This is a genomic window from Bradyrhizobium sp. HKCCYLRH1030 (assembly GCF_051168395.1).
In the GTDB taxonomy this organism is placed as follows: domain Bacteria; phylum Pseudomonadota; class Alphaproteobacteria; order Rhizobiales; family Xanthobacteraceae; genus Bradyrhizobium.
Window position 1 is genome coordinate 95,694 of the sequence record NZ_JBNPUY010000011.1, and the last position, 21,459, is coordinate 117,152.

Below are 21,459 nucleotides of genomic sequence, written 5' to 3' on the forward strand. Positions count from 1 at the left end.
GTGCTGAGTTTTCTCGCATTTTCGCATTTCACCGTGCGGCATTTAACGGGACGGAAGGGATTGTTGGGCCGCGCTTTCGATAACCTATGACAGAAAAGGCCGGCATCGCTGCCGGCCTTCCCGTCGTTTGTTGTTATTTGACGCCTGCGGATCAGTAGCGGGCCGCGAGCGGAGCGCCCCAGTTGAAGCGGTAGTTCACGCCAGCCTTGAAGGTGTGGTCGTCGGTGGTGAAGCTGCCGGTCGGCACCAGCGCGGCGGGCGCCGTGAAGGTGGCGCTGCCGAAATTGTAGTACTGATACTCGGCCTTGGCCGACCAGTTCGGCGCGAACATGTATTCGAGTCCGCCGCCGACGGTCCAGCCGTTGCGATGGTCGCCATTGGTCGCGAAGCCGACCGGCGTGCCGGCGAACGTCACCTTCTCGTTGTTGTCGGAATAGGCGTAGCCGCCCTTCACGTAGAGCAGGCCCGGACCCCAGGTGTAGCCGAAGCGGCCGGTGATCGAGCCGAGGCCGCGCTGGCTGTTGGTGTAGACGAGGCCGCCGGGGAAGGCGGCGCCGACGCTGCCGCTCAGCCAGCTGTACTGGCCCTCGGCGCCGATCACCCAGGTCGGTGCGAACTGCCAGTCGGCGCCGACCTGCAAGCCGCCCAGGAAGCGGCCGTTGGAGTTGTTGCCGGTGGCGAGGCCGGAGAAGTTGTTGTCGCTCGAGAACGCGCCGCCGAGATGGGCGCCGAGATAGAAGCCGGTCCAGTTGTAGATCGGGGCGGCGTAAGCCGGCGGCGCCTTGGTGGCGTAAGGATAGGTCCGGGCGCCGAGATCGGCGGCGACAGCGGACTGGGCCGAAGCCAGCGCGGCGACGGCAACGGTTGCGAACAGGATCTTCTTCATGGCGGGTCTCCGATACTCAACTAACAAGGCTCGCGCATCGCGCGCCGTCGATGCATCGGAGATAGATCGCTTTTGAATAAAATGCTGTCACTCCCGCAGCACACCGGCCTCCAACCCGACCTTCTCCGGGCAAAGGTTCTGGCGTAGTTAGTAATGCACTAACGAAGGCTGAACCGGGAGTTAACGCCGGGCCCCTTTGTGCCGCCGCGGCACAACCGGTTAAGGCGCGTTAAGAGCTCGATGCAGAGCCGCGACTGCGTCGCGCAGCTGCTCGCGATGAACGATGTCGTCCTTGGGCATCGAAGCGATGCCGGCGGCGAGCTCGTGCAGAATCGCGGCGAGCAGTCCGAAGTTCAGGTGCATATGGATCGACTTGCGGACGTCCTCTGGGCCGGGCCGCTCCAGGGTCAATGCCAGGCCGGATGATTCGAGATGGGCTTCGAACCGCGAGGAATGCTCGAACGTGCCGGCATAGAACTTGTCGGGATATTCGAGCGCGATCTCGGCCTTGTCCGGGATGGGTTTCGACATGGTGGCTCCTGAAGCGACGATGCATGAATGTTCGCAGATCCGCCTCCCGCCGCCTTGCGCCAGGTCATAGTGGGAGGAGCGCCTGCATCCTCGGCCGAAACGGGCTGGACCGCATTTCTACGGAGGCGGAAATTTACCTTCCCTGAGAAAAGGTTGTGCACGCTGGATCAAATTAACGACTCGATGCCGGTCGTTCCGGACGGACCAGCTCCATGCAAGCGAGCGGAGAGGGCTCCGGCGGGGCGACGGCGGGTGCAGTCCACCCTCCAGCGAATGTGCCGCCGACATGAAGATGCGTCTCTCCATTTCCACGTTCATTGCGGCTTTTGGCCTTGTGCTCGCACTCGGCTTCGGTGCGGTCGTGCTGACCAGCGCCTATGCGCTTCGCGAGCTCAAGGTCGGCGGGCCCCTCTACGACAAGATCAAGCTCGGCAATGATCTGGTGGCCGACATCCTGCCGCCACCTGAATATGTGCTCGAGGCCTATCTCGAGGCGACCCTCGCACTCCGGACGCCGAACGATCTCGACACGCACGTCACGAAGCTGGCGCAACTGAAGAAGGACTATGAGGATCGCAAGACGTTCTGGACCGGCTCGGCGCTGCAGTCCGATCTGAAATCGCTGCTGGTCGAACGATCGGACGGCGAGGTCCGGAAATTCTGGCAGGCCCTGGAGGCCGAGTTGATCCCGGCGCTGCGCTCCGGCGACATGGCGAAGGCCGATGCCGCCTATGCCCGGCTGGCCGAAGCCTACGCCGCCCACCGCGCGGTGATCGATACGCTGGTCGACAAGGCGAACAAGCTGAATTCGGACATGGAGGCGACGGCGGCGACCCAGGATCGCAGCATCTCCATCATTGTGTGGACCGTGTCCGGCATCGTTCTGGCTCTGGTCGTCGCCGGCATGTCGGGGCTGGTGATCGGCGTCGTCCGTCCGCTGTCGCGCATGACCGGGCTGATGCGGCGGATCGCCGAGGGCGATCTGTCGGCCGACATTTCCTATTCGGAACGCGGCGATGAGATCGGCGCGATGGCGGGCGCGCTGAGCATCTTCAAGACCAACGCGCTCGAGAACGCGAGCCTCCGCGACAGGCAGGAGCGCGATCGTGCGGCCGCCGAGGAGCATAAGAAGCGCGCCATGCTCGACATGGCCGACGTGATCGAGCGCGAGACCGAGACGTCCGTCGAAGCTGCGGCCGGCGCATCGCGCCAGGTCGAGGCCGTCGCCGCAGGCCTCTCGAAACTGGCCGAGGAACTGTCGACCGATGCGCAATCGGTGGCCGCAGCCTCGGAGAAGTCGCTCTCCAATGCCCAGACGGTCTCGTCGGCAGCCGAGCAACTGAGCTCGGCGATCCGCGAGATCTCGAGCCAGGTGGCGCGCGCCAGCACGATCACCAAATCGGCGGTGACCGAGCGCGAGAAGGCGAAGAACACGATGCTCTCCTTGTCCACGGCCGTGGACAAGATCGCCGAGGTCTCCAACCTGATCGGCGGCATTGCCGAGCAGACCAACCTTTTGGCGCTCAATGCCACCATCGAGGCCGCGCGCGCCGGCGATGCCGGTCGCGGCTTTGCCGTGGTTGCGGCCGAGGTCAAGTCGCTGTCGGATCAGACCGCCAAATCGACCGAGGAGATCTCGCGCCTGATCGGCGAGGTGCAGACCACCACGCAGGCGACCGTCGACGTCGTCGAAGGCATCGGCAGCCAGATTTCCGAGATCGACGAGGTCGCAGCCTCGATCGCCGCGGCGATGGAGGAGCAGCACGCGGCGACCCAGGAGATCAGCCGCTCGGTCCAGTCATCGGCCAGCGCGGCGCGCGACGTGTCGTCCAAGATCGGCAATGTCGGCAGGGACGCCGGCATGGTCAATGATCGGGCCGCCGAGGTGCGCAACGCCATCGGCTCCGTGGCAACGGGCCTGACCTCGCTCCGTGCCACGCTGGTGAAGGCCGTCAGGACGGCGACCGCCGAAGCCGATCGCCGTCAGTCGCCGCGGTTGAAGTCGAGCCTGTCGATCAAGGTCGTCGACGATCGCAGGGGCGCGGTGAAGGCCGATCTGGTGGACATTTCCGAAGGCGGCGCCTGGTTCCGGTTCGACCCCGAGCCGGGCATCGGCGATCGCGGCGTCATGGAATTCAGCGGCTTCGACGGAAGCGTGCCGTATCGGGTTCGCGCCCGTGAAAAGGACGCGCTGCATGTCGAGTTCGACCCCGGCCAAAATCGCGAGGCGTTCCTGGCATGGTTCAGGCGGACCTTCGCACGGCAGGCGGCCTAGACGGAGCGAGGTCGCCTGCCTCCGCTCTCGGTCAGGAGAACGGAGGCATTGCTTCGAACGGGCTTCGTCAACGCGCCAATGTCATTGGCGCGAGACCAGATCGCTGATCCGCACCGGAAAGCGCCTGATCCGAATGCCGGTCGCGTGCGCCACCGCGTTGGCGACCGCCCCGGCAGAGCCGGTGATGCCGATCTCGCCGACGCCCTTGACCCCGAGCGGGTTGACGAACGGATCGTGCTCCTCGACCGTGAAGGCCTCGATCGCCGGAACGTCGGCATTCACCGGCACATGATACTCGCCGAGATTGGCATTCATGATCCGCCCGGTGCGGCGATCGGTGACCGCCTCCTCGTGCAGCGCCAGCGAGATGCCCCAGATCATGCCGCCGACGAGCTGGCTCTTCACCAGCTTCGGATTGATGATCCGCCCCGCCGCGAATGCGCCGACCATGCGGGTCACCCTGACCTGGCCGAGATCGGGATCGACCTTCACCTCCGCAAAGACAGCGCCATGTGAATGCATCGCATATTGCTCGTTGGCCGCAGGGTCCGGCATGCCGCTGCCGGAGCCCTCGACCTGGTCGAGGCCGGCGCGGGCGAGGATGTCGGCGTAGCTCTCGCCGCGGCCCTCGTCGTCGCGCCGAAGCAGCCGACCGTTGCGCGCGATCACGCCGGCGTTGCCGGCGCCGAACAGCGGCGAGCGCTGGTCTGATGTCGCGAACTCGGCGAGCCTGGCGATGACGGCGGCGCCCGCATTGTGGATCGCAGTACCGACCGTCGCCGTATGTGCCGAGCCGCCGGCGATGCCGGCATCCGGCAGGTCGGAGGTGCCGGCCTTGAACGTCACCCGGTCCAGTTCGAGCGCGAGCGAGTCTGCCGCGATCTGTGCGAAGGCGGTCAAGGCGCCCTGGCCCATGTCGTGCGCGCCGCTCTCGACGACGCCGGTGCCGTCGCGCCGGATCACCGCGCGGGCCTGGCCCGCGAACATCAGCGCATGGAACGTCGCCGTGCCCATGCCCCAGCCGACCAGGAAGCCGTCCTTGTCGCGCATCATCCGCGGCTTCAGCGGCCGCTCCCACCAGCCGAACCGCTCGGCGCCTTGCGTGTAGCACTCGCGCAGCGCCTTGGACGAGAACGGTTTGCCCGTGGCCGGCTCGACCTCGGCGTAGTTCTTGACCCGGAAGGCGAGCGGATCGAGGCCGCAGGCTTCCGCCATTTCGTCGACGGCGCTCTCCAGCGCGATCGATCCTGGCGCGATTCCGGGGGCGCGCACGAACAGCGGCGTGCCCGTGTCCATGCGTACCGCGTCATAGGTCGTCGCGATCGCCGGCGCGGCATACAGCGTGTGCGTCACATGCGCCGCCGCTTCGTAGAAGTCCTCGAAGCTCGAGGTCGCGATCCTCGCGTGGTGACGGATCGCCGACAATTGTCCGGTGCTGCTGGCGCCGAGCTGCAGCGTCTGCCGGGTCGGCGAGCGATGGCCGAACGGGCCGTAGAGCTGCTCGCGACGCGCCACCAGCTTCACCGGGCGGCCGACCATCTTGGCGGCGAGAATGCCGAGGACCTGCGGCCCGGCCATCAGGCCCTTGCCGCCGAAGCCGCCGCCGAGATAGGGGCTGCGGATCAGGATGTTCTCAGGCGCGATGCCGAACAGCTCGGCAAGGCGGCCGCGCATCATCACCAGGCCCTGGGTCGGCGTGTCGATGATGAGCCTGTCGCCCTGCCACTCGGCGACGATCGCGTGCGGCTCCATTGCGTTGTGATAATGCGGCGGGGTCTCGTAGATCGCGGTGATCTGCTTGTCGCTGCCCGCCAGCGCGGCCTCGACATCGCCGTGATGGCTCTCGGCGGGAAAACCCATGCCGACGACAGGCGGCACATAGGCGTCGGCGGCATCGAGACCGATGCGGGCCGGCTCGGCCTCGTAGCGCGGCGACAGCAGCGCGGCGCCCTCGGTCGCGGCTTCCAGGCTTTCGGCAATGACCAGCGCGATCGGCTGGTTGGCGTAGCGCACACGGTCGTTCTGCAGCGCCTCGAAGCGGAATGCGAACGGGTTCGGCTTGCCGTCGGGATCGGCGTGCAGCGGCGGCCGGTTGGCGGAGGTCATCACCTCGACCACGCCGGGATGCGCCTTGGCGGCTTCGACGTCGAGCGCGACGACGCGGCCGCGCGCGATGCTGGAGACGGCGAGCACGGCATAGAGCAGGCCGGGCGGATTGTTGTCGGCGGCATAGCGCGCCGTGCCGGTGACCTTGGCACGGCCATCGACGCGCGACAGCGGCTGGCCGATGTTGGAGCCGTGTCTGACATGGGCGGGATCGCGGGAGAGATTGAGCTCAGGCGTCATGAAGTGCTCCTGGAACGGCGGAGAAGGGAGAGGCCGGCAGCGCCGGCACGCGCGACGGCGTGCCTTGCGCAGCGGCGGCAAGCGCGCGCATGATCAGGCTGCGCGCGAGAGGGATCTTGTGGGCGTTGTCGCCGGATGGCTTTGCATCGCGCAGCGCGATGTCGGCAGCCTGCTGGAATGTGTGCGGCATAGCCGGCTGGCCTGCGAGCAGTGCTTCGGCCTGGTGGGCGCGCCACGGCTTGGCAGCGACGCCGCCGAGCGCCAGACGTGCGTGCTTGATTGCGCCGTTCTCGATCACGAGACCGGCCGCGGCGGAGACGACGGCGAACGCATAGGAATTGCGCTCGCGCACCTTCAGATAGCGCGCGTGCCTTGCGAACGCCCGCGCCGCCGCGGGCAGCCGGACCGCGACGATCATCTCGCCCGGCGCGAGCACGGTCTCGCGCTCCGGCGTGGTGCCGGGGAGCAGATGCAGCGCCTCCAGCGCGACCTCGCGCCGGCCGGAGCCGCCTTCGATCTCGACGATCGCATCGAGCGCGGCGAGCGGCACGCAGAAGTCTGAGGGGTTGGTGGCGATGCAGGCCTCGCTCCAGCCGAGCACGGCGTGCTGATGGGTGTCGCCCCCGCGCGCGTCGCAGCCCGCGCCGGGCGTGCGTTTGTTGCAGGCCGAGGCCGGATCATAGAAATACGCGCAGCGTGTCCGCTGCAGCAGATTGCCGCCGACGGTGGCCGCATTGCGCAACTGTGCCGAGGCGCCCGACAGCAGCGCTTCGGCGACCGCCGGGAAATCGCACGCGAAGGCCGCGTCATGCGCAAGGTCCGCATTGCGCACCAGCGCGCCGATCCGGACGTCGCCATTGCCTGAAGTCTCGATCCGCGTCAGCTCCTTGATCTGCGAGATGTCGACGAGCCGCGCCGGCCTGATGACATTGCCCTTCATCAGATCGAGCAGGTTGGTGCCCGAAGCGAGATAGGCCGCACCGGGCGCGCTGGCCGCTGCGACCGCCTCCGCGACCGTCGACGGCTTCACATAGTCGAACCGGTTCATGCCGCGCGCTCCTTGTCCTCGGCGAGCGTCGCCTGGGCGTCGAGCACCGCCTCGACGATGCCGACATAGGCGCTGCAGCGGCACAGATTGCCGCTCATGCCTTCGCGCACGCGCTCCGGATCGCCGCCGGCGTGACCTTCGTTGATGAGCCCGACCGCGCTCATGATCTGGCCGGGCGTGCAGAAGCCGCATTGCAGGGCATCGTGGGCGATGAAAGCTACCTGCACCGGATGGAGCTGGTCGCCTTGAGCGAGTCCTTCGATGGTGGTGATCGCCGCGCCGTCGAGGCTGACGGCCAGCGTCAGGCAGGAATTGATGCGGCGGCCGTCGACCAGGACGGTGCAGGCGCCGCACTGGCCGCGGTCGCAGCCCTTCTTGGTGCCGGTGAGGTGGAGGCGCTCGCGCAGCAGGTCGAGCAGGGTGACCCTGGGGTCGTCGAGCGCAAGCGTTCGCGGCTCACCGTTGACGGTGAGTCTGACAGTCCAATTCATGCGTTGTTCCGATCGAAGCGATGGCCTAATCGGATCGCAGCGGACACCGCCTTACGGGCGAATGTCCGTCCAGATCCAGCGACCGCGGGACGACAGCTGAGGAAGGTTGGCTGTCCCGGGTGGCAGGTCTATTTATACGGAGGGTTCCTCCGTTTAGCAAGGGGACATGAACGGTCCGTCATCAAGAGCTGGTGAGATGGAGACGAAACCACAAGACCGCCATCGCAAGCCGCGCGCCGATGCGCAGCGCAATCGCGAGCGCGTGCTCGAGGCGGCCAAGGCGGTGTTCAGCGTCGGCGGCGCCGAGGCCAGCCTGGAGGCGGTGGCGCGCCAGGCCGGCGTCGGCATCGGCACGCTGTATCGCCATTTCCCCACCCGCGAGGATCTGTTCGAAGCGGTGTACCGGCGCGAGGTCGAGCAGCTCGCCGAGCTTGCGGAAGAGCTGAAGAGCGAGCAGTCGGCGGTCGAGGCGCTCCGCCGCTGGCTGCGCTCGACGGTGCAGTTCGTCGCCACCAAGAAGGGCATGATGGCCGCGCTCGCGATCGTCATGAACGCGAACTCTGAGCTCGCGGCCTATTCGCACGGCCACCTCACCCGCTCGATCGGCGCGCTGCTGGCGCGTGCCGTCGCGGCCGGCGAGATCCGCAGCGACATCAGCGCCGACGACGTCCTGCGCGCGCTGATCGGCATGTGCTACATGCACGACCAGACCGGCTGGCAGCAGAGCGTGCTGCGGCTGTTGGATGTGTTCGTGGATGGGCTGCGGGTGGGGAAGGGGCGGGCGTGAGATTGCCTCACGCTGCGTATTAGCCGCTCATTGACTTGCCCGGGCCGACACGTCCGACGGCACTCTCGTCCGGGCGATACTCCGTAGATCCGGATGCTCCCTCCATCGTCATTCCGGGGCGCGCGAAGCGCGAGCCCGGAATCCATAACCACGTTCTGTTGCTGAAATTCGCAGTGCCTCTGTACGGCCCTCTCGCTCCACAACCAAGACCTGTGAGTATGGATTCCGGGCTCATTCGCTGCGCGAATGCCCCGGAATGACGAAGTTGGCGTGGGGTGATGCTATGAAACCGGCGTCCCGCAGGCGGCGCAGAATTTCGCGCGGGGTGTTCTCAACGGCTTTCCACACGACGTGCACGCCGGACCGAAATCACTTCGTCGATGGTGCCAGATCGCAAGGGCATTCGTCTCGTCAAAGCCGGTCAGTTCACGGTAGCGCTGCAGCACGCCCGCTTTGCTATCGACCGCAGCGGCGGCTTGCCCGAGAGTACATTCATTCAACCGCCGGTAGTCTTTGATGTCGTCGATCGGTTTCCTCAGGAGAGGCTCGATCTCCACCCACTCCTTCTCATCGAGCATGGGCACCTCGATGCCACAACGCCAGCAATATACTGTGATGGCCATCTCACCCCCGCAACCATTCCATCAGCGCCTGCGCCGTTTCCTCCGGCTGCTCGGGCTGCGGCAGGTGACCGCAATTCTCCAGCACGACCAGCCAGCTGCCGTCGATGCCGTCGGCCATTTCCTTCGACAGGCTGTTCGGGATGGTGTTGTCGGTGTCGCCGGTCAGCACCAGGGTCGGGCAGCGGATCGCGGTCAAGGTCGGCCGCGAGTCCGGACGCGACATGATGGCCGTCAGCTGCCGGATGAAGCCGATGACGCCGACCTCCTCGGCCATGTCGTGCACGAGCTGGCGCAGCCGCGGATCATCCTGGCGCGACGGATGCACGAAGCCCGAGAACAGCTCGTCGACCACGCCGTGATAGTCGCCCTCCTTGGCGCGGGTGATCATGGTGCGGCGGCGGGCGCTCGCCTCCGGCGTGTCGGGCCGCGCCTGGGTGTTGATCAGCGCCAGCCGACCCACGCGTTCTGGCGCCTGGCGCATGATCTCGAGCGCGATGTAGCCGCCCATCGAATGTCCCGCGAGCGCGAAGCGCGGCGGCGCCTCGGCCAGGATGCGGCGCGCGATCGCGGCCATGCTGTCATCGCGGATGTGGTTGGCCACCATCACCGGCCCGAGCCGCCACAGCGCCGGGATGACAGGCGCATAGATGCGGGGCGACGAGATCAGGCCAGGCACCAGCACGAGCGGCAGCGCATCAGTCATGGGTCTTCCCCCCGGAAACGGCATTCACCTGCAGGTCCGGGTGTTGTCCGCCCGGCATGCCATTTACGCGCGAGAAGCGGCCGATGTCCAACGATGTGCTGCGGCTCGCGCCCGCCGCCCCAGGCCGACAACCTCGTCCCCAGCCGAGTCCTGGCTCCTCCTGCGCCTCTTCGCGGCAGCGGGGGGGCCGGTCGGATGATCGCGGTGATCGGGTTGCCCGCGATGCTGCTTGGGCCGCGGCGCCTTCGGCTTTCGTGATTGCGGCGCCATTCGCGGCAATCTGGTGGCGTCGTCCGCAATTCGCGCGTGAGATCGGAGATCGAACTACTTCCGCTCCGGATCATGCCACCATCGCATGCAGCGCGATGATACCTGGACGGACCATCAATCGTGGCAAACAGGGTCGGGCGTCACGATAATATCACGTAATGGGCGTGGGCCGCGGCGTCGCAAGGCCTGCGACCACAACGATTAGTTCGCGCGGCCGGTAACTTCACGTGGCCGGCGATGGCCGGCTCTCTCGTGCTGCTGCGGAGATAAGTTGGTAGCACCGCGCTGTCGGTGATGACATCGGAACGAGTGTCGCGCGAAGTCCGGCTCTCACGAGAACGGCGAGTGCGCCGATCCGCGATGCAGCGAGGGGCGGGACGACGTGCTCGATCAGCGGCGCGACGATGCCTCCCGGCGATGTCGCTGCCGGATGGAGCAGCGGCGCTCGTGGCCGCGAGTTCGATGCGACGCGAGTTCGATGCGAAGGTTGCGGTGGCGTGACCTGATGCGCGAGCGAGAGCCAGCGCGCGCCGGCGGCCGAGGCCTCTCCCCGACGATCAGACGAGCAGAGGCTGCGCCGTCGCCGCGAGCTTCTTCAGCAGCGGCAGGAAGCGCTCCTTCATCTCGTCGACGCCGATGCGATCGACGTGGCCGCCGATGTTGGCGGCGGCGATGATGCCGCCGTCATATCGGCGAATCGGCACTGAAATCGAGCGGAAACCCTGCTCCGCCTCACCGTCGACGAGCGAGTAACCGTCGTCGCGGACGGCGATGATCGACGCGAGCAATGCTTCCTTGTCGGTGATCGTCTGCGGCGTCATCTCGGTCAGAGTCATGCGCTCGACGGCCTGGCGCAACTGATCGTCCGGCATCCGGCTCAGCAACACGCGGCCGACCGACGTGCAGAACGCCGGCAGCCGATAGCCGATTTCGAGCCCGGTCGAGAACATCCGCGTCGAGGTCGCGCGCGCGATGAAGACGACCGACTCGCCGTCGAGGACGGCGAGCGAGCAGACCTCGCGCGCCTCGCCGGCCATGCTGTCCATCAACGGCTGCATCACGCTGTTGATCTGGTTGGAGGCGAGATAGCTGGAGGCCAGCAGCAGCACGCGCGGCGTCAGCGAGAACAGCCGGTCGTCGCCATGGACGAAGCCGGAGGCCTTCAGGGTCAGCAGAATCCGTCGCACCGTGGCGCGGGCGAGGCCGGTGAGTTCCGCGGCCTTGCTCAGCGTCATCGGCCGGCCCTCGCGGCTGAAGGCTTGTATCACCCGCAGGCCGCGATCGAGCGCTTCCACGAACTCGGGGCCGTCGCCCCGAGCCTGCTTCTTCTCCTCATCAGTGCGCTTCAGTTTCGGCATCGGCCTGACATGATCCGCTGTTGTTGTTTTCGGCCGCAGTGAAGCTGCAGTCCGTTGGCCCCTCGGCTTCGGTTGTAGCTTTTTCACTTGCGCTTCTCCCCACTTAAAGCGAATCTAATCTGGGCGAACATGTGTTCGTCTAGCGAACATTATTAGATGATCGCGTGACGCTCAACGCCCGACTTGCGACGGAACAGGAGAGACGGCCATCATGATGAGCCAGGAGCAGAACGACCTGATCACGCGCGTCGGACCCGGCGCGCCCGCCGGTAAACTAATGAGGATGTACTGGCAGCCGGCCGCGCTGGTCGATGAGCTCGTGGGCGAGCGGCCGGTGCGCGCGGTGAAGCTGCTCGGCCAGGACTTCGTGCTCTTCAAGGATGCGCAGGGCCGCTACGGACTACTTGATCGCGATTGTCCGCATCGCGGCGCAGATCTCGCCTTCGGACGGCTGGAGAACGGCGGGTTGCGTTGCGCCTTCCATGGCTGGCTGTTCGACGCCGACGGCAATTGTCTGGAGACGCCGGCCGAACCGGCGGGCTCGCCGCTGTGCAAGAACGTCAAGCAGCGCGCCTATCCCGTGGTCGAGAAGGGCGGCATCCTCTGGGCCTGGCTGGGCGAGGGCGCCGCCCCGGCGTTCCCGGATCTCGACTGCTTCACCGCGCCAGACGCCTACACCTTCGCCTTCAAGGGCCTGATCGAGTGCAACTGGCTGCAAGCGCTGGAGGTCGGCATCGACCCCGCGCATGCCTCGTTCCTGCACCGCTTCTTCGAGGACGAGGATACGTCGACCGCCTATGGCAAGCAGTTCCGCGGCGCCTCCGCCGACAGCGAGCTGCCGATGACCAAGGTGCTGCGCGAATACGATCGTCCGATCATCAATGTCGAGGGGACCGAATACGGCCTGCGCATCATCGCGCTGCGTGAGATCGATGCCGAACGCACCCACGTGCGCGTCACCAATCAGCTGTTCCCGCATGCCTTCGTGATTCCGATGAGCACGGAGATGACGATCACGCAGTGGCACGTGCCGGTCGATGACGAGAGCTGCTATTGGTACGCGATCTTCACCAGCTATGGCGCGCCGGTCGACCGGGCGAAGATGCGGGCGCAGCGGCTCGAGCTCTATGAGCTGCCCGACTATCGCTCGCGCAAGAACAAGAGCAACGACTACGGCTTCGATCCACGGGAGCAGGCGACCGCGACCTACACCGGCATGGGCAACGACATCAACGTGCACGACCAGTGGGCGGTGGAGTCGATGGGCCGGATCCAGGACCGCACCCGCGAGCATCTGGGCCAATCCGACAAGGCGATCATCCAATATCGCCGGCTGCTGCGCGAGCAGATCGAGAAGGTCGCGAGCGGCGAGCCGCCGATGCTGTTCCTCGATGACGCTGAGGCCCGCAGCGTGCAGGGCCCGGCGACGATGGACGGCATCGGTCCGACGCGCGGCTGGGAGACCTATTGGATGGAAGTCGACGTCCGCCGCCGCCGCAACGCCCCCTGGGCCCCGCCGGTGCCCGCGGATATCGTGCGGCGGGCCCCGCATCTGAGCGCGGCGGAGTAGCTCCTTTGCTCCGAGCTGCCGTAGGGTGGGCAAAGCCGGCGGACCGGCGCAGCGTGCCGTCCGACGGCGCGCCCACCATTCACGCGCACCGTCGCGGCGGTGCGCGCGTCGCGTTCGCAGTGTCCACCGGCGCAACAGCGGAGGCAGCGCCGCGAACGCGCCTTTGCCCGTCCTACGATTCGAGGAGCCATCGTTGAGTTTCGTCGACAAGCATCAGTTGTGGAGCGTCGAGCAGGCCGAGGCCGCAATGCGCATGCGCCGCCTCGCTGAGGAGCACGGCCTCACCACCATCCGCTTCTCGTTCCCGGACCAGCATGGCATCCTGCGCGGCAAGACACTCACTGTCGATGCTGCTTTGTCCTCGCTCGAGGACGGCTGCTCGATCACGACGACCCTGCTCGCCAAGGACACCTCGCATCGCACCGTGTTTCCGGTGTTCACCGCCGGCGGCGGCTTCGGCATGGCCGAGATGCAGGGCGGCAGCGACGCGCTGATGGTGGCCGATCCGACCACGTTCCGGGTGCTGCCCTGGGCGCCCGGCACCGGCTGGGTGCTGTGTGATCTGTATTTCGCCAACGGTGCTCCGGTCCCGTTCGCCACGCGCAATCTCTATCGGTCGGCATTGGCGACGCTCGAACAGCGTGGCTATCAGTTCATGGCCGGCCTCGAGGTCGAGTGCCACATCTTCAAGGTCGAGGATCCCAGGCTCGCGCCCGGTGATGCCGGCTCGCCCGGTCAGCCCGGCGTGCCGCCGACGGTCAGCCTGCTGACCCAGGGCTATCAATATCTCACCGAGCAGCGCTTCGATCAGATGGAGCCGGCGCTCGAGATCATCCGGGCGAACCTCGTCGCGCTGGGCCTGCCGTTGCGCTCGATCGAGCTCGAATACGGGCCGAGCCAGTGCGAATTCGTGCTGCAGCCGGGCATCGGGCTGGCGCCTGCGGATACGATGGTGCTGTTCCGCAGCGCCGTGAAGCAGATCTGCCAGCGCCACGGCTATCACGCCACCTTCATGTGCCGGCCGCGCATCCCCAACGTGATGTCGTCGGGCTGGCATCTGCACCAGTCGCTGGTGGCGCGCGACGGCAGCAACGCCTTCATGACGGAGGATGCCGAAGGTCTGTCCGCGCTCGGCCGCCACTACATGGCGGGTCTGCTCGCGCATGCGCGCGCCTCCGCACTGTTTTCGACGCCGACGATCAACGGCTACCGGCGCTACCGCGCCTATTCGCTGGCGCCGGACCGCGCGATCTGGGGCCGCGACAACAGAGGCGTCATGATCCGCGTGCTCGGCGGCCCCGGCGATCGCGCCACCCGGCTGGAGAACCGCATCGGCGAGCCGGCCGCCAATCCCTATCTCTACATGGCCTCGCAGATATCAGCCGGCCTCGACGGCATCGACCGCAAGCTCGATCCGGGACCGTCGGCGGATGTGCCCTATGAGACCAAGGCGAGCCTGCTGCCGAAATCGTTGCGCGAGGCGGTGGATGCGCTGAAGGACGACGCGTTCTTCCGCGAGGCGTTCGGTTCGACCTTCATCGACTACTACACCTTCATCAAGAACGCCGAGTTCGAGCGCTTCCAGCAGGAGGTCTCCGACTGGGAGCAGCGCGAATATTTCGAGATGTTCTGACGGCGCGGTGGCCCCTCACACGCTGCGCGTCAGCCCGCCGTCGACGCGGATGTTCTGGCCGGTGATGTAGGCGGCACCCTCGGAGGCCAGGAAGGCGATGGTCGCGGCGATCTCCTCGGACTTGCCGTAGCGGCCCATCGGCACCGTCTTACGGCGCTCCTCCGTCGCCGGCAGGCTGTCGATCCAGCCCGGCAGCACGTTGTTCATGCGGATGTTGTCGGCCGCGTAGGTGTCGGTGAAGATCTTGGTGAAGGATGCGAGCCCGGCGCGGAACACCGCCGAGGTCGGGAACATCGAAGACGGTTCGAAGGTCCAGGCGGTCGAGATGTTGATGATCGCGCCGCCCTTATGCGCCTGCATGACCGGTGTCACCAGGCGTGTCGGGCGGATGACGTTCAGCAGATAGGTATCGAGGCCCGTGTGCCACTGCTCGTCGGTCAGCTCCAGGATCGGCGCTCGCGGGCCGTGGCCGGCGCTGTTGACGAGCACATCGATGTGGCCCCAGCGGTCCATCGCGCCGTCGACGAGGCGTTTCAGATCGTCGCTGGACGTGTTGGAGCCGGTGATGCCGAGGCCGCCGAGCTCGGCCGCCAGCGCCTCGCCCTTGCCCGACGACGACAGGATCGCGACGTGGAATCCATCAGCGGCAAGCCGGCGCGCGGCCGCTGCGCCCATGCCGCTGCCGCCCGCGGTGACCAGTGCGACACGTTGTGTGGCCATGACGATGACTCCTGCCTTTCACGGATGACGACGGCGATCATGTAGCGCTGTTCTCCCGGTGGCGTCGAGCAAAACACAGGAACGCGCCGGTCGCCATGACGGCGAGCGACAGATCATCAACAAGCCGTATCGGCACCGATCTGATCCGGCGCGTTGCTTGACCGGCGGCTGCAACGCGCCGAAAATCGGAAACAGGCCGGTGCAACGGGAACGCGCCACCGCGTGGATCCGTTGAGACCGGACAGCAGGGAGGCACGATGCGCCACGTGACGACGCAGACACCGGCCGATACACCGGCCGTTCAGGTTCGCGGCGCGTCGCGCGAGCCCGGCGTGGTTGCGGCTGGCGCCTATGCCGATGGCCGCCGCGTCGCCGACATCGCGATCGAGGAGGCCGGCGCCTGGAGCAGGCGGCCGGGTCATGTCGTATGGATCGGGCTGCATGAGCCTGATGCGGCGCTGCTGCAGCGCGTCGCGGATCAGTTCGGGCTGCACGAGCTCGCGATCGAGGATGCGTCGAAGGCGCATCAGCAGCCCAAGGTCGAGCGCTACGGCGATGCGCTGTTCGTCGTCGCCCGCACCGCGCAGCTCGTCAAGGAGCACATCGTGTTCGGCGAGACCCACATCTTTGTCGGCCCCGGCTTCGTGGTCTCGGTGCGCCACGGCGCCTCGACCTCCTATGGCGCGGTGCGCGAGCGCTGCGAGAGCTGTCCGGGCTCGCTCGCCAAGGGCGAGGACTACATCCTCTATGCGATCCTCGATTTCATCGTCGACAACTACCGGCCGGTGACCGAGAGCATCATGGCCGAGGTCGAGACGCTGGAGGAGGTGGTGCTGCAGCGGCCGCTCGCGCGCCACGAGGTCGACCTTCTGTATCGCCTGCGGCGCGACCTGCTGCGGCTGCGCCGCGCCGTCGGCCCCGTGGTCGACGTCTGCAAGCGGCTCGAGCATGTCGACAACGTCGCGATCGACGCCGAGATGGCGCCGCTGTTTCGCGACGTGCTCGACCACGCCAAGCGCGCCGAGGAGGATGCGGATTCCTTGCGCGAGATCCTCGCCTTCGTGTTCGAGGCCAGCATGATGGCCGGCCAGGCGCAGCAGACCGACATCGCCCGTCGGCTCACGGCCTGGGCCGCGATCCTCGCGGTGCCGACGGCCGTCGCCGGCATCTACGGCATGAACTTCGAGCACATGCCGGAGCTGAAATGGCAATACGGCTACTACGCCGTGCTGGGCTTCATCGCCACCGTGTGCAGCGTGCTGTACTGGCAGTTCCACCGGCGCGGATGGCTGTGAGGGGAGGGGCCGTCGGTCCCTGCTCGCGAAGCGGGTTCAGCCACTTGCGAGCGGCGCGAAGGCGTTGCTCCAAATCCCCTGCGCCCAAGCGAGGCGCGGTGCCAGGGCGCTGAGTGCGGTGGCGCCGCGACCGCCGGCCACGACGTGGCGCGTGTGACATCGAAATCGTTTGCCGTTGAGGAGGCAAGGCGTGCCGTGGCGCAGCGGTCACGCCGCGGCGGATCGCCCAGGATGTGCGGACCACCACGCGGCGATCGCGTCCGTCAGTTCGTCCCAGGTCGCGGTCGGCAGGTCGGGCACGGCGACGCGCACGCTGTAGCGATCCGTGGTGGCGTCGTGAAACCATTCCGTCGCAGCGAAATCGAAGCCGAAGCTGCCGGCGTGGCGGATCGGCAGCCCGGCGCGCCGGAGATCGTCGCTCATGGCGGTTGCGGCTTGCCGCGCGGTGGCCTCGTCGAGCGGCGCGCGGCCGGCGAGCGTGACGTAGAGCCCGTGCGCGAAGTCGAGCTCCGCGGTCAGGCCGTGCAGCGCGGTCGCGAATTGACGCCGCGCGCGCCGGCTGTTGCGCAGGATGGCGGCGACGCGCCGCGCGGTCAGTTCGCGATAGGCGGGCAGGCCGACATAAGGCGGGAAATGCGCCGGCAGCGCCGCGCCGCCGAGCAGCCTGACGGCATTGCGCGTCTCGTCCGGCAGCGTCTGAAGCACAACGCGGCCCGCGGCGGCGGCCTTGCTCCAATCGATGAAGGCGACCGAGCCGAGCCGGCCGTATTCGGCGCCGAGCGAGTCGAGCTTGGTGTGGCTGCGCACCATCACGACCGGCACGTCCCAGCGTCGCGCCCAGGCCAGCACGCGGCGAACGCGACCGGAGCCGTTGGCAAAGCAGGTGGTGTCGAAGATCAGGAGATCGATCACCGGACGGTCGCAACTCAGCACGGCTTCGAAGCGCGGCGCGGTTGCGCTGGAATCGATCAGCAGCAGCCGCGGCGCCAGCGAGGGCTGCGCCAGCGCCGCGGCAAGGTCGCTGGTCAGCGTCACCGGGCGCAGGTGCCGCGCATGCGCCGCGACCAGCTCCTGCGTCTCGCCATAGGAACCCGGCAGCATCAGCAGGTCCGCCGTACCGAGAACGGGCCGCGTCGCCAGCAGCAGTGCCGCGATCGCCGCCATGCCGGAGATGGTGTAGATGGTGTCATGACGGCTCTCGCCCGCCGCATAGAACGACGGCCCGCGCACGTCGAGATCGGCGCGCTGATAGTCGTAGCTGAAGGCGAACGGGCCGGCGCGATGATCGTCCGCATCCGCCCAGGCCGTCTCGGTCGCGGTCCAGTCGCTGAGTGCGTGCTCGGCCTTCAGCGCGGCCGTGAGCTGAAACTTGCGCCGGATGACCTCCATTACGGAGCGCGGCGCCGGCAGCGCATGCGGTCTCCGCAGGCAGCAATTCAGGAGCTGCAGCTCCTGATGCTTGCGGGCGAGATAGGCTTCGATCGTCTCCATCGGGCTCTTCACGGGTGATGCGGGCGGCCGGTATGCAACGCGCAGGGATTGCGATGGGTCCAACGGAGTGCGGCAATGCCGCGCGGTTTGCTGTAGTCTGGCCGGACAAGGAGGAGATGAATGGGCAGGGAACTCGAAGGCAAGGTGGCGGCGGTCACCGGGGCGGCGTCGGGCATCGGCCTCGCCAGCAGCGCGGCGATGCTGGCCGCCGGCGCGCGCGTCGTCATGATCGACCGTGATGCCGCGGCGCTGGCGAGCCTGCGCGAGCGGCACGGCGAGGCCGTGATCCCCGTGGTGATCGACCTGCTCGATCCCACGGATTGCGCCACCCTGCTGCCGCGCGTCCTCGATGCGGCCGGCCGGCTCGACATCCTTCACGCCAATGCCGGCAGCTATCTCGGCGGCGATCTCGTCGACGCCAGGACGGACGCGATCGACCGCATGCTGAACCTCAACGTCAACGTCGTCATGAAGAACGTGCGCGACGTGCTCCCGCACATGATCGCGCGCGGCTCGGGCGACATCATCGTCACCAGCTCGCTCGCCGCCCATTACCCGACGCCGTGGGAGCCGGTCTATGCGTCGTCGAAATGGGCGATCGACTGCTTCGTGCAGACGGTGCGCCGCCAGGTGTTCAAGCACGGCATCCGCGTCGGCGCGATCTCGCCAGGCCCGGTGATCACCGCGCTGATCGCCGACTGGCCGGCCGAGAAGCTGAAGGAGGCACGCGAGTCCGGCAGCCTGCTGGAGCCCTCGGAGGTCGCCGAGGTGATCATGTTCATGCTGACCCGTCCGCGCGGCATGACCATCCGCGACGTCGTGATGCTGCCGACGAACTTCGATTTGTAGGGACATCCAAATTTTCATGAGCTGGAATCAGCCTCAAGTCATCGCCGCGCGTCAGGACATCCTTCAAGCGGCGCGGGATGTCCTGTCCGGTGCCGTGTCTCCGATCGAGGGCGCGCGAAGCATCGCAAGGCTTCGCTTCACTGCGCTGCTCGAGACCGATGTCGACATTCTTCCCCTGGTTGGAATCGACTCCGAAACGGACGCGCTCCCGCTTGGCCGCGACCGCGAGCACTGGCAGGCGCAAGCGCTGATCGACCTGCAGGGGGCGATCGATGACGCGCAGCGCTGGGCGCGCGACGTGGCAGACAGCCGTTGCCGAAGCCTTCTGGCTCGCTCGGACAGTCTGTTGCGATGGCCGGGTTGACGGCCGTTCCAGGCTGCCGCCTTCACAGCGTCCGCGTATGACGATGAGTCCGGGAAACTACGGGGGTCGAATTAAGCGCAACCTTAATCATAAGGAACCTAGCGTGAGCCCGCGCAATCCGGGGGCAATAATGAAGATCGGCCGACTTTTCGCAATTTCCATGCTGTCGGTGACGGCTTTGGCCGTCCTGCCTGCTGCTCAAGTCGTGATCGAGCAGGTCAGGGCTGTCAGCGACAAGGCCGAGGCGATCAAGACGGTCGAGGCGTTCGGCGCCGTGCTGCTCTACGCGCAGGACGTGGTCGGCCATCGCGCCCCCTACATCACGCCGATCTTCCAGGATACTCCCGCCACGCCCGCGCAGCTCGAAGGCGTGCGCAAGATCAGGCAGTCCGCCGACGCATCCTTCGCCAGGGCGCGCGCGCAGCTGGCGAACGTCTCCAACGGCGAGGCGATCACGCGCAGCCTGGACCAGGCCTCGTCCAAGCTGAACGAGATCCTCGCCAAGGTGGACCCCGCGCTGACCGCGCCGCTGAACGCGCGCGATCCGGCCGTCATCAAGAGCTTTCTCCCCGGGGTCACCCAGGTCGCCCTGGCAATCGAGCCGATCCTGAACCAGCTGCAGAACCGCATCGCCAATGCCGACGCGTCGCTGACGACGCTGCTCGACGTCGCCCGCACCGCGCAGGACCTGCGCGTGACCGCCGGCGGCCGGGCTGCCGCGCTGTCGCCGGCGCTCAGCGCCCGCCGCGCCGTGGCACCGGCCGAGAAGGCGGCGATGGACCGCGCCCAGGGCCGCACCGAAGCCGACCGCGAGCGCCTGGACGCCGGCATCGACCAGCTCGGCAATCCGGAGCGGCTGCTCACGGCGTTCAAGGAGGCCCGTGACGGCTATTTCGGGCGCGCCGTTCCGATCGTCGACAAGGACATCGCAGCCGGGCTCGGCGATCTCAACTACACACTCACCGCCGACAGCCTGGCCGAGGCGGTCGTCCCGGCCGTGCAGAAGTTCTTCGTCGTGCGCGACGCCGCGATCGCCGAGGCCCGCGAACGCGCCGTCGCGGCGCGCGATGCAGCCTATCTGATGCTCGCGCTGGCGACGGCGGTGGTCGCGGCCCTCGCCGGCATTCTCGTGTTCGTCACCATGCTGCTGCGCCGCCGCGTGATCAACCCGATCGTGAACCTGACCGGCCTGATCGGCGAGATGGCGGCCGGCCATGACGACGTGGCGATCCCGACGATCAATCGCGACGACGAGATCGCCGCGATGACCGGCTCGCTGCAGACCTTCAAGGAGGCGCTGCTGGAGAAGAAGCGCGCCGAGCAGGCGGCCGCGGCCGACGCGCAGGCCAAGATCGAGCGCGGCCAGCGTGTCGAGCGCTTCACGCGCGAGTTCGAGATGGCGATCGGCGAGGTCGTCGGCGTCGTGTCATCGGCGTCGGCCGATCTGGAGCGCTCCGCCGCCACGCTGACGACGACCGCCGGCCGCTCGCTGGAGCTCGCCACCGTGGTGACCTCGGCCTCCGAGGAGGCCTCGACCAACGTGCATTCGGTCGCCGCGGCCGCCGAGGAGATGAGCTCGTCGGTCAACGAGATCAGCCGCCAGGTGCAGGACTCCGCGCGCATCGCCAACGAGGCGCTGGCGCAGGCGCGCAAGACCAACGACAACGTCGCCGAGCTCGCCAAGGCTGCGGCGCGGATCGGCGACGTCGTCGAGCTGATCAACGCGATCGCCGGCCAGACCAACCTGCTCGCGCTCAATGCCACCATCGAGGCCGCCCGCGCCGGCGAGGCCGGCCGCGGCTTCGCGGTGGTCGCCTCGGAGGTGAAGGCGCTCGCCGAGCAGACCGCCAAGGCGACCGGCGAGATCGGCCAGCAGATCGGCGGCATCCAGGCCGCGACCCAGGAGTCGGTCGGCTCGATCAAGGAGATCGGCGAGACCATCGCCCGGATGTCGGAGATCGCGTCCGCCATCGCTTCCGCCGTCGAGGAGCAGAGCTCGGCGACGCGCGAGATCTCGCGCAACGTCCAGCAGGCGGCGCATGGCACCCAGCAGGTGTCGGCGAACATCGCCAGCGTCCGGCATGGCGCCGACGAGACCGGCTCGGCCTCCTCGCAGGTTCTGTCCGCCGCGAAGTCGCTGTCCGGCCAGAGCAGCCGCCTCCGCGACGAGGTCAGCCGCTTCCTCGACTCGGTGCGCGCGGCGTGAGGGTGCATTATGC

At 67.4% G+C, this 21,459-nt stretch carries 18 protein-coding genes; 8 read left to right on the plus strand and 10 right to left on the minus strand.

The features are described from left to right. Positions 1 to 151 precede the first annotated feature (151 nt). Complete coding sequence (locus ACQR1E_RS27885; protein WP_315717895.1) at positions 152 to 886, minus strand: outer membrane protein; 735 nt, start codon at positions 884 to 886, stop codon at positions 152 to 154. 219 nt (positions 887 to 1,105) lie between these two features. Further along, positions 1,106 to 1,417 (minus strand): hypothetical protein, encoded by a 312-nt coding sequence (locus tag ACQR1E_RS27890; protein WP_315717894.1) that lies wholly within the window; start codon positions 1,415 to 1,417, stop codon positions 1,106 to 1,108. 286 nt (positions 1,418 to 1,703) lie between these two features. Here ACQR1E_RS27890 and ACQR1E_RS27895 point away from each other — a divergent pair, with 286 nt between their 5' ends. After that, a complete protein-coding gene (locus tag ACQR1E_RS27895) occupies positions 1,704 to 3,692 on the plus strand; it encodes a methyl-accepting chemotaxis protein (protein ID WP_315751316.1) in 1,989 nt (662 codons plus the stop codon). 81 nt (positions 3,693 to 3,773) lie between these two features. Here the strand turns inward: ACQR1E_RS27895 and ACQR1E_RS27900 are convergent, their stop codons facing one another. From ACQR1E_RS27900 to ACQR1E_RS27910, 3 genes are read right to left on the minus strand one after another with little or no spacing between them, the layout of a single operon-like run. Then, positions 3,774 to 6,038 (minus strand): xanthine dehydrogenase family protein molybdopterin-binding subunit, encoded by a 2,265-nt coding sequence (locus tag ACQR1E_RS27900; RefSeq protein ID WP_434897829.1) that lies wholly within the window; start codon positions 6,036 to 6,038, stop codon positions 3,774 to 3,776. After that, positions 6,028 to 7,086, minus strand: coding sequence for an FAD binding domain-containing protein (locus ACQR1E_RS27905; RefSeq protein ID WP_434897830.1), 1,059 nt, complete (start codon positions 7,084 to 7,086; stop codon positions 6,028 to 6,030). Before ACQR1E_RS27905 ends, ACQR1E_RS27900 begins: the two co-directional genes overlap by 11 nt. Then, positions 7,083 to 7,577 carry a (2Fe-2S)-binding protein gene (locus ACQR1E_RS27910; protein ID WP_315717890.1) on the minus strand — a complete coding sequence of 165 codons (495 nt, stop codon included), beginning with the start codon at positions 7,575 to 7,577 and terminating at the stop codon, positions 7,083 to 7,085. Before ACQR1E_RS27910 ends, ACQR1E_RS27905 begins: the two co-directional genes overlap by 4 nt. Positions 7,578 to 7,773: 196 nt before the next feature. Between ACQR1E_RS27910 and ACQR1E_RS27915 the strand changes: the two genes are divergently transcribed. After that, positions 7,774 to 8,364, plus strand: a complete 591-nt coding sequence (locus tag ACQR1E_RS27915; RefSeq protein WP_315751324.1) for a TetR/AcrR family transcriptional regulator — start codon at positions 7,774 to 7,776, stop codon at positions 8,362 to 8,364. Positions 8,365 to 8,645: 281 nt separating this feature from the next. On the opposite strand, the gene ACQR1E_RS27920 is transcribed toward ACQR1E_RS27915, so the two are convergent. The 3 genes from ACQR1E_RS27920 to ACQR1E_RS27930 all read right to left on the minus strand — a co-directional run bounded on the left by ACQR1E_RS27920 (position 8,646) and on the right by ACQR1E_RS27930 (position 11,318). Then, a complete protein-coding gene (locus ACQR1E_RS27920) occupies positions 8,646 to 8,942 on the minus strand; it encodes a zinc-ribbon domain-containing protein (protein WP_315751326.1) in 297 nt (98 codons plus the stop codon). Between the two features lie 46 nt (positions 8,943 to 8,988). Then, complete coding sequence (locus ACQR1E_RS27925; protein ID WP_315751328.1) at positions 8,989 to 9,690, minus strand: alpha/beta fold hydrolase; 702 nt, start codon at positions 9,688 to 9,690, stop codon at positions 8,989 to 8,991. A gap of 827 nt (positions 9,691 to 10,517) precedes the next feature. Continuing rightward, on the minus strand, positions 10,518 to 11,318 hold the full coding sequence (locus ACQR1E_RS27930; RefSeq protein WP_315751330.1) for an IclR family transcriptional regulator domain-containing protein: 801 nt from the start codon (positions 11,316 to 11,318) through the stop codon (positions 10,518 to 10,520). A 211-nt stretch (positions 11,319 to 11,529) separates the two neighbouring features. Between ACQR1E_RS27930 and ACQR1E_RS27935 the strand changes: the two genes are divergently transcribed. Both ACQR1E_RS27935 and ACQR1E_RS27940 read left to right on the plus strand, forming a co-directional pair. Beyond that, positions 11,530 to 12,888, plus strand: coding sequence for a Rieske 2Fe-2S domain-containing protein (locus tag ACQR1E_RS27935; protein WP_434897831.1), 1,359 nt, complete (start codon positions 11,530 to 11,532; stop codon positions 12,886 to 12,888). A 193-nt stretch (positions 12,889 to 13,081) separates the two neighbouring features. Continuing rightward, complete coding sequence (locus ACQR1E_RS27940) at positions 13,082 to 14,521, plus strand: glutamine synthetase family protein (protein ID WP_434897832.1); 1,440 nt, start codon at positions 13,082 to 13,084, stop codon at positions 14,519 to 14,521. Between the two features lie 15 nt (positions 14,522 to 14,536). On the opposite strand, the gene ACQR1E_RS27945 is transcribed toward ACQR1E_RS27940, so the two are convergent. Further along, positions 14,537 to 15,241, minus strand: coding sequence for an SDR family oxidoreductase (locus ACQR1E_RS27945; RefSeq protein ID WP_434897833.1), 705 nt, complete (start codon positions 15,239 to 15,241; stop codon positions 14,537 to 14,539). A gap of 257 nt (positions 15,242 to 15,498) precedes the next feature. On the opposite strand from ACQR1E_RS27945, the gene ACQR1E_RS27950 reads away from it, so the two are divergent. Next, positions 15,499 to 16,536 (plus strand): magnesium and cobalt transport protein CorA, encoded by a 1,038-nt coding sequence (locus ACQR1E_RS27950; RefSeq protein WP_316170741.1) that lies wholly within the window; start codon positions 15,499 to 15,501, stop codon positions 16,534 to 16,536. Between the two features lie 207 nt (positions 16,537 to 16,743). Here ACQR1E_RS27950 and ACQR1E_RS27955 read toward each other — a convergent pair whose 3' ends face one another. Then, on the minus strand, positions 16,744 to 18,027 hold the full coding sequence (locus ACQR1E_RS27955; protein ID WP_434845124.1) for a hypothetical protein: 1,284 nt from the start codon (positions 18,025 to 18,027) through the stop codon (positions 16,744 to 16,746). A gap of 120 nt (positions 18,028 to 18,147) precedes the next feature. Between ACQR1E_RS27955 and ACQR1E_RS27960 the strand changes: the two genes are divergently transcribed. From ACQR1E_RS27960 to ACQR1E_RS27970, 3 genes are all read left to right on the plus strand, one after another. Beyond that, positions 18,148 to 18,876 (plus strand): SDR family oxidoreductase, encoded by a 729-nt coding sequence (locus ACQR1E_RS27960; RefSeq protein ID WP_315751340.1) that lies wholly within the window; start codon positions 18,148 to 18,150, stop codon positions 18,874 to 18,876. 16 nt (positions 18,877 to 18,892) lie between these two features. Beyond that, positions 18,893 to 19,240: a hypothetical protein gene (locus tag ACQR1E_RS27965; protein ID WP_434897834.1), complete on the plus strand. Its 348-nt coding sequence runs from the start codon at positions 18,893 to 18,895 to the stop codon at positions 19,238 to 19,240. A gap of 130 nt (positions 19,241 to 19,370) precedes the next feature. Next, a complete protein-coding gene (locus ACQR1E_RS27970) occupies positions 19,371 to 21,446 on the plus strand; it encodes a methyl-accepting chemotaxis protein (protein WP_316172615.1) in 2,076 nt (691 codons plus the stop codon). Positions 21,447 to 21,459: the final 13 nt, after the last annotated feature.

What these genes read in the sequence shown, in the direction of transcription:
- ACQR1E_RS27885 (WP_315717895.1), bottom strand. Translation starts at nt 886, where the DNA reads ATGAAGAAGATCCTGTTCGCAACCGTTGCCGTCGCCGCGCTGGCTTCG.
- ACQR1E_RS27890 (WP_315717894.1), bottom strand. Translation starts at nt 1,417, where the DNA reads ATGTCGAAACCCATCCCGGACAAGGCCGAGATCGCGCTCGAATATCCC.
- ACQR1E_RS27895 (WP_315751316.1), top strand. Translation starts at nt 1,704, where the DNA reads ATGAAGATGCGTCTCTCCATTTCCACGTTCATTGCGGCTTTTGGCCTT.
- ACQR1E_RS27900 (WP_434897829.1), bottom strand. Translation starts at nt 6,038, where the DNA reads ATGACGCCTGAGCTCAATCTCTCCCGCGATCCCGCCCATGTCAGACAC.
- ACQR1E_RS27905 (WP_434897830.1), bottom strand. Translation starts at nt 7,086, where the DNA reads ATGAACCGGTTCGACTATGTGAAGCCGTCGACGGTCGCGGAGGCGGTC.
- ACQR1E_RS27910 (WP_315717890.1), bottom strand. Translation starts at nt 7,577, where the DNA reads ATGAATTGGACTGTCAGACTCACCGTCAACGGTGAGCCGCGAACGCTT.
- ACQR1E_RS27915 (WP_315751324.1), top strand. Translation starts at nt 7,774, where the DNA reads ATGGAGACGAAACCACAAGACCGCCATCGCAAGCCGCGCGCCGATGCG.
- ACQR1E_RS27920 (WP_315751326.1), bottom strand. Translation starts at nt 8,942, where the DNA reads ATGCTCGATGAGAAGGAGTGGGTGGAGATCGAGCCTCTCCTGAGGAAA.
- ACQR1E_RS27925 (WP_315751328.1), bottom strand. Translation starts at nt 9,690, where the DNA reads ATGACTGATGCGCTGCCGCTCGTGCTGGTGCCTGGCCTGATCTCGTCG.
- ACQR1E_RS27930 (WP_315751330.1), bottom strand. Translation starts at nt 11,318, where the DNA reads ATGCCGAAACTGAAGCGCACTGATGAGGAGAAGAAGCAGGCTCGGGGC.
- ACQR1E_RS27935 (WP_434897831.1), top strand. Translation starts at nt 11,530, where the DNA reads ATGATGAGCCAGGAGCAGAACGACCTGATCACGCGCGTCGGACCCGGC.
- ACQR1E_RS27945 (WP_434897833.1), bottom strand. Translation starts at nt 15,241, where the DNA reads ATGGCCACACAACGTGTCGCACTGGTCACCGCGGGCGGCAGCGGCATG.
- ACQR1E_RS27950 (WP_316170741.1), top strand. Translation starts at nt 15,499, where the DNA reads ATGCGCCACGTGACGACGCAGACACCGGCCGATACACCGGCCGTTCAG.
- ACQR1E_RS27955 (WP_434845124.1), bottom strand. Translation starts at nt 18,027, where the DNA reads ATGGAGACGATCGAAGCCTATCTCGCCCGCAAGCATCAGGAGCTGCAG.
- ACQR1E_RS27960 (WP_315751340.1), top strand. Translation starts at nt 18,148, where the DNA reads ATGGGCAGGGAACTCGAAGGCAAGGTGGCGGCGGTCACCGGGGCGGCG.
- ACQR1E_RS27965 (WP_434897834.1), top strand. Translation starts at nt 18,893, where the DNA reads ATGAGCTGGAATCAGCCTCAAGTCATCGCCGCGCGTCAGGACATCCTT.
- ACQR1E_RS27970 (WP_316172615.1), top strand. Translation starts at nt 19,371, where the DNA reads ATGAAGATCGGCCGACTTTTCGCAATTTCCATGCTGTCGGTGACGGCT.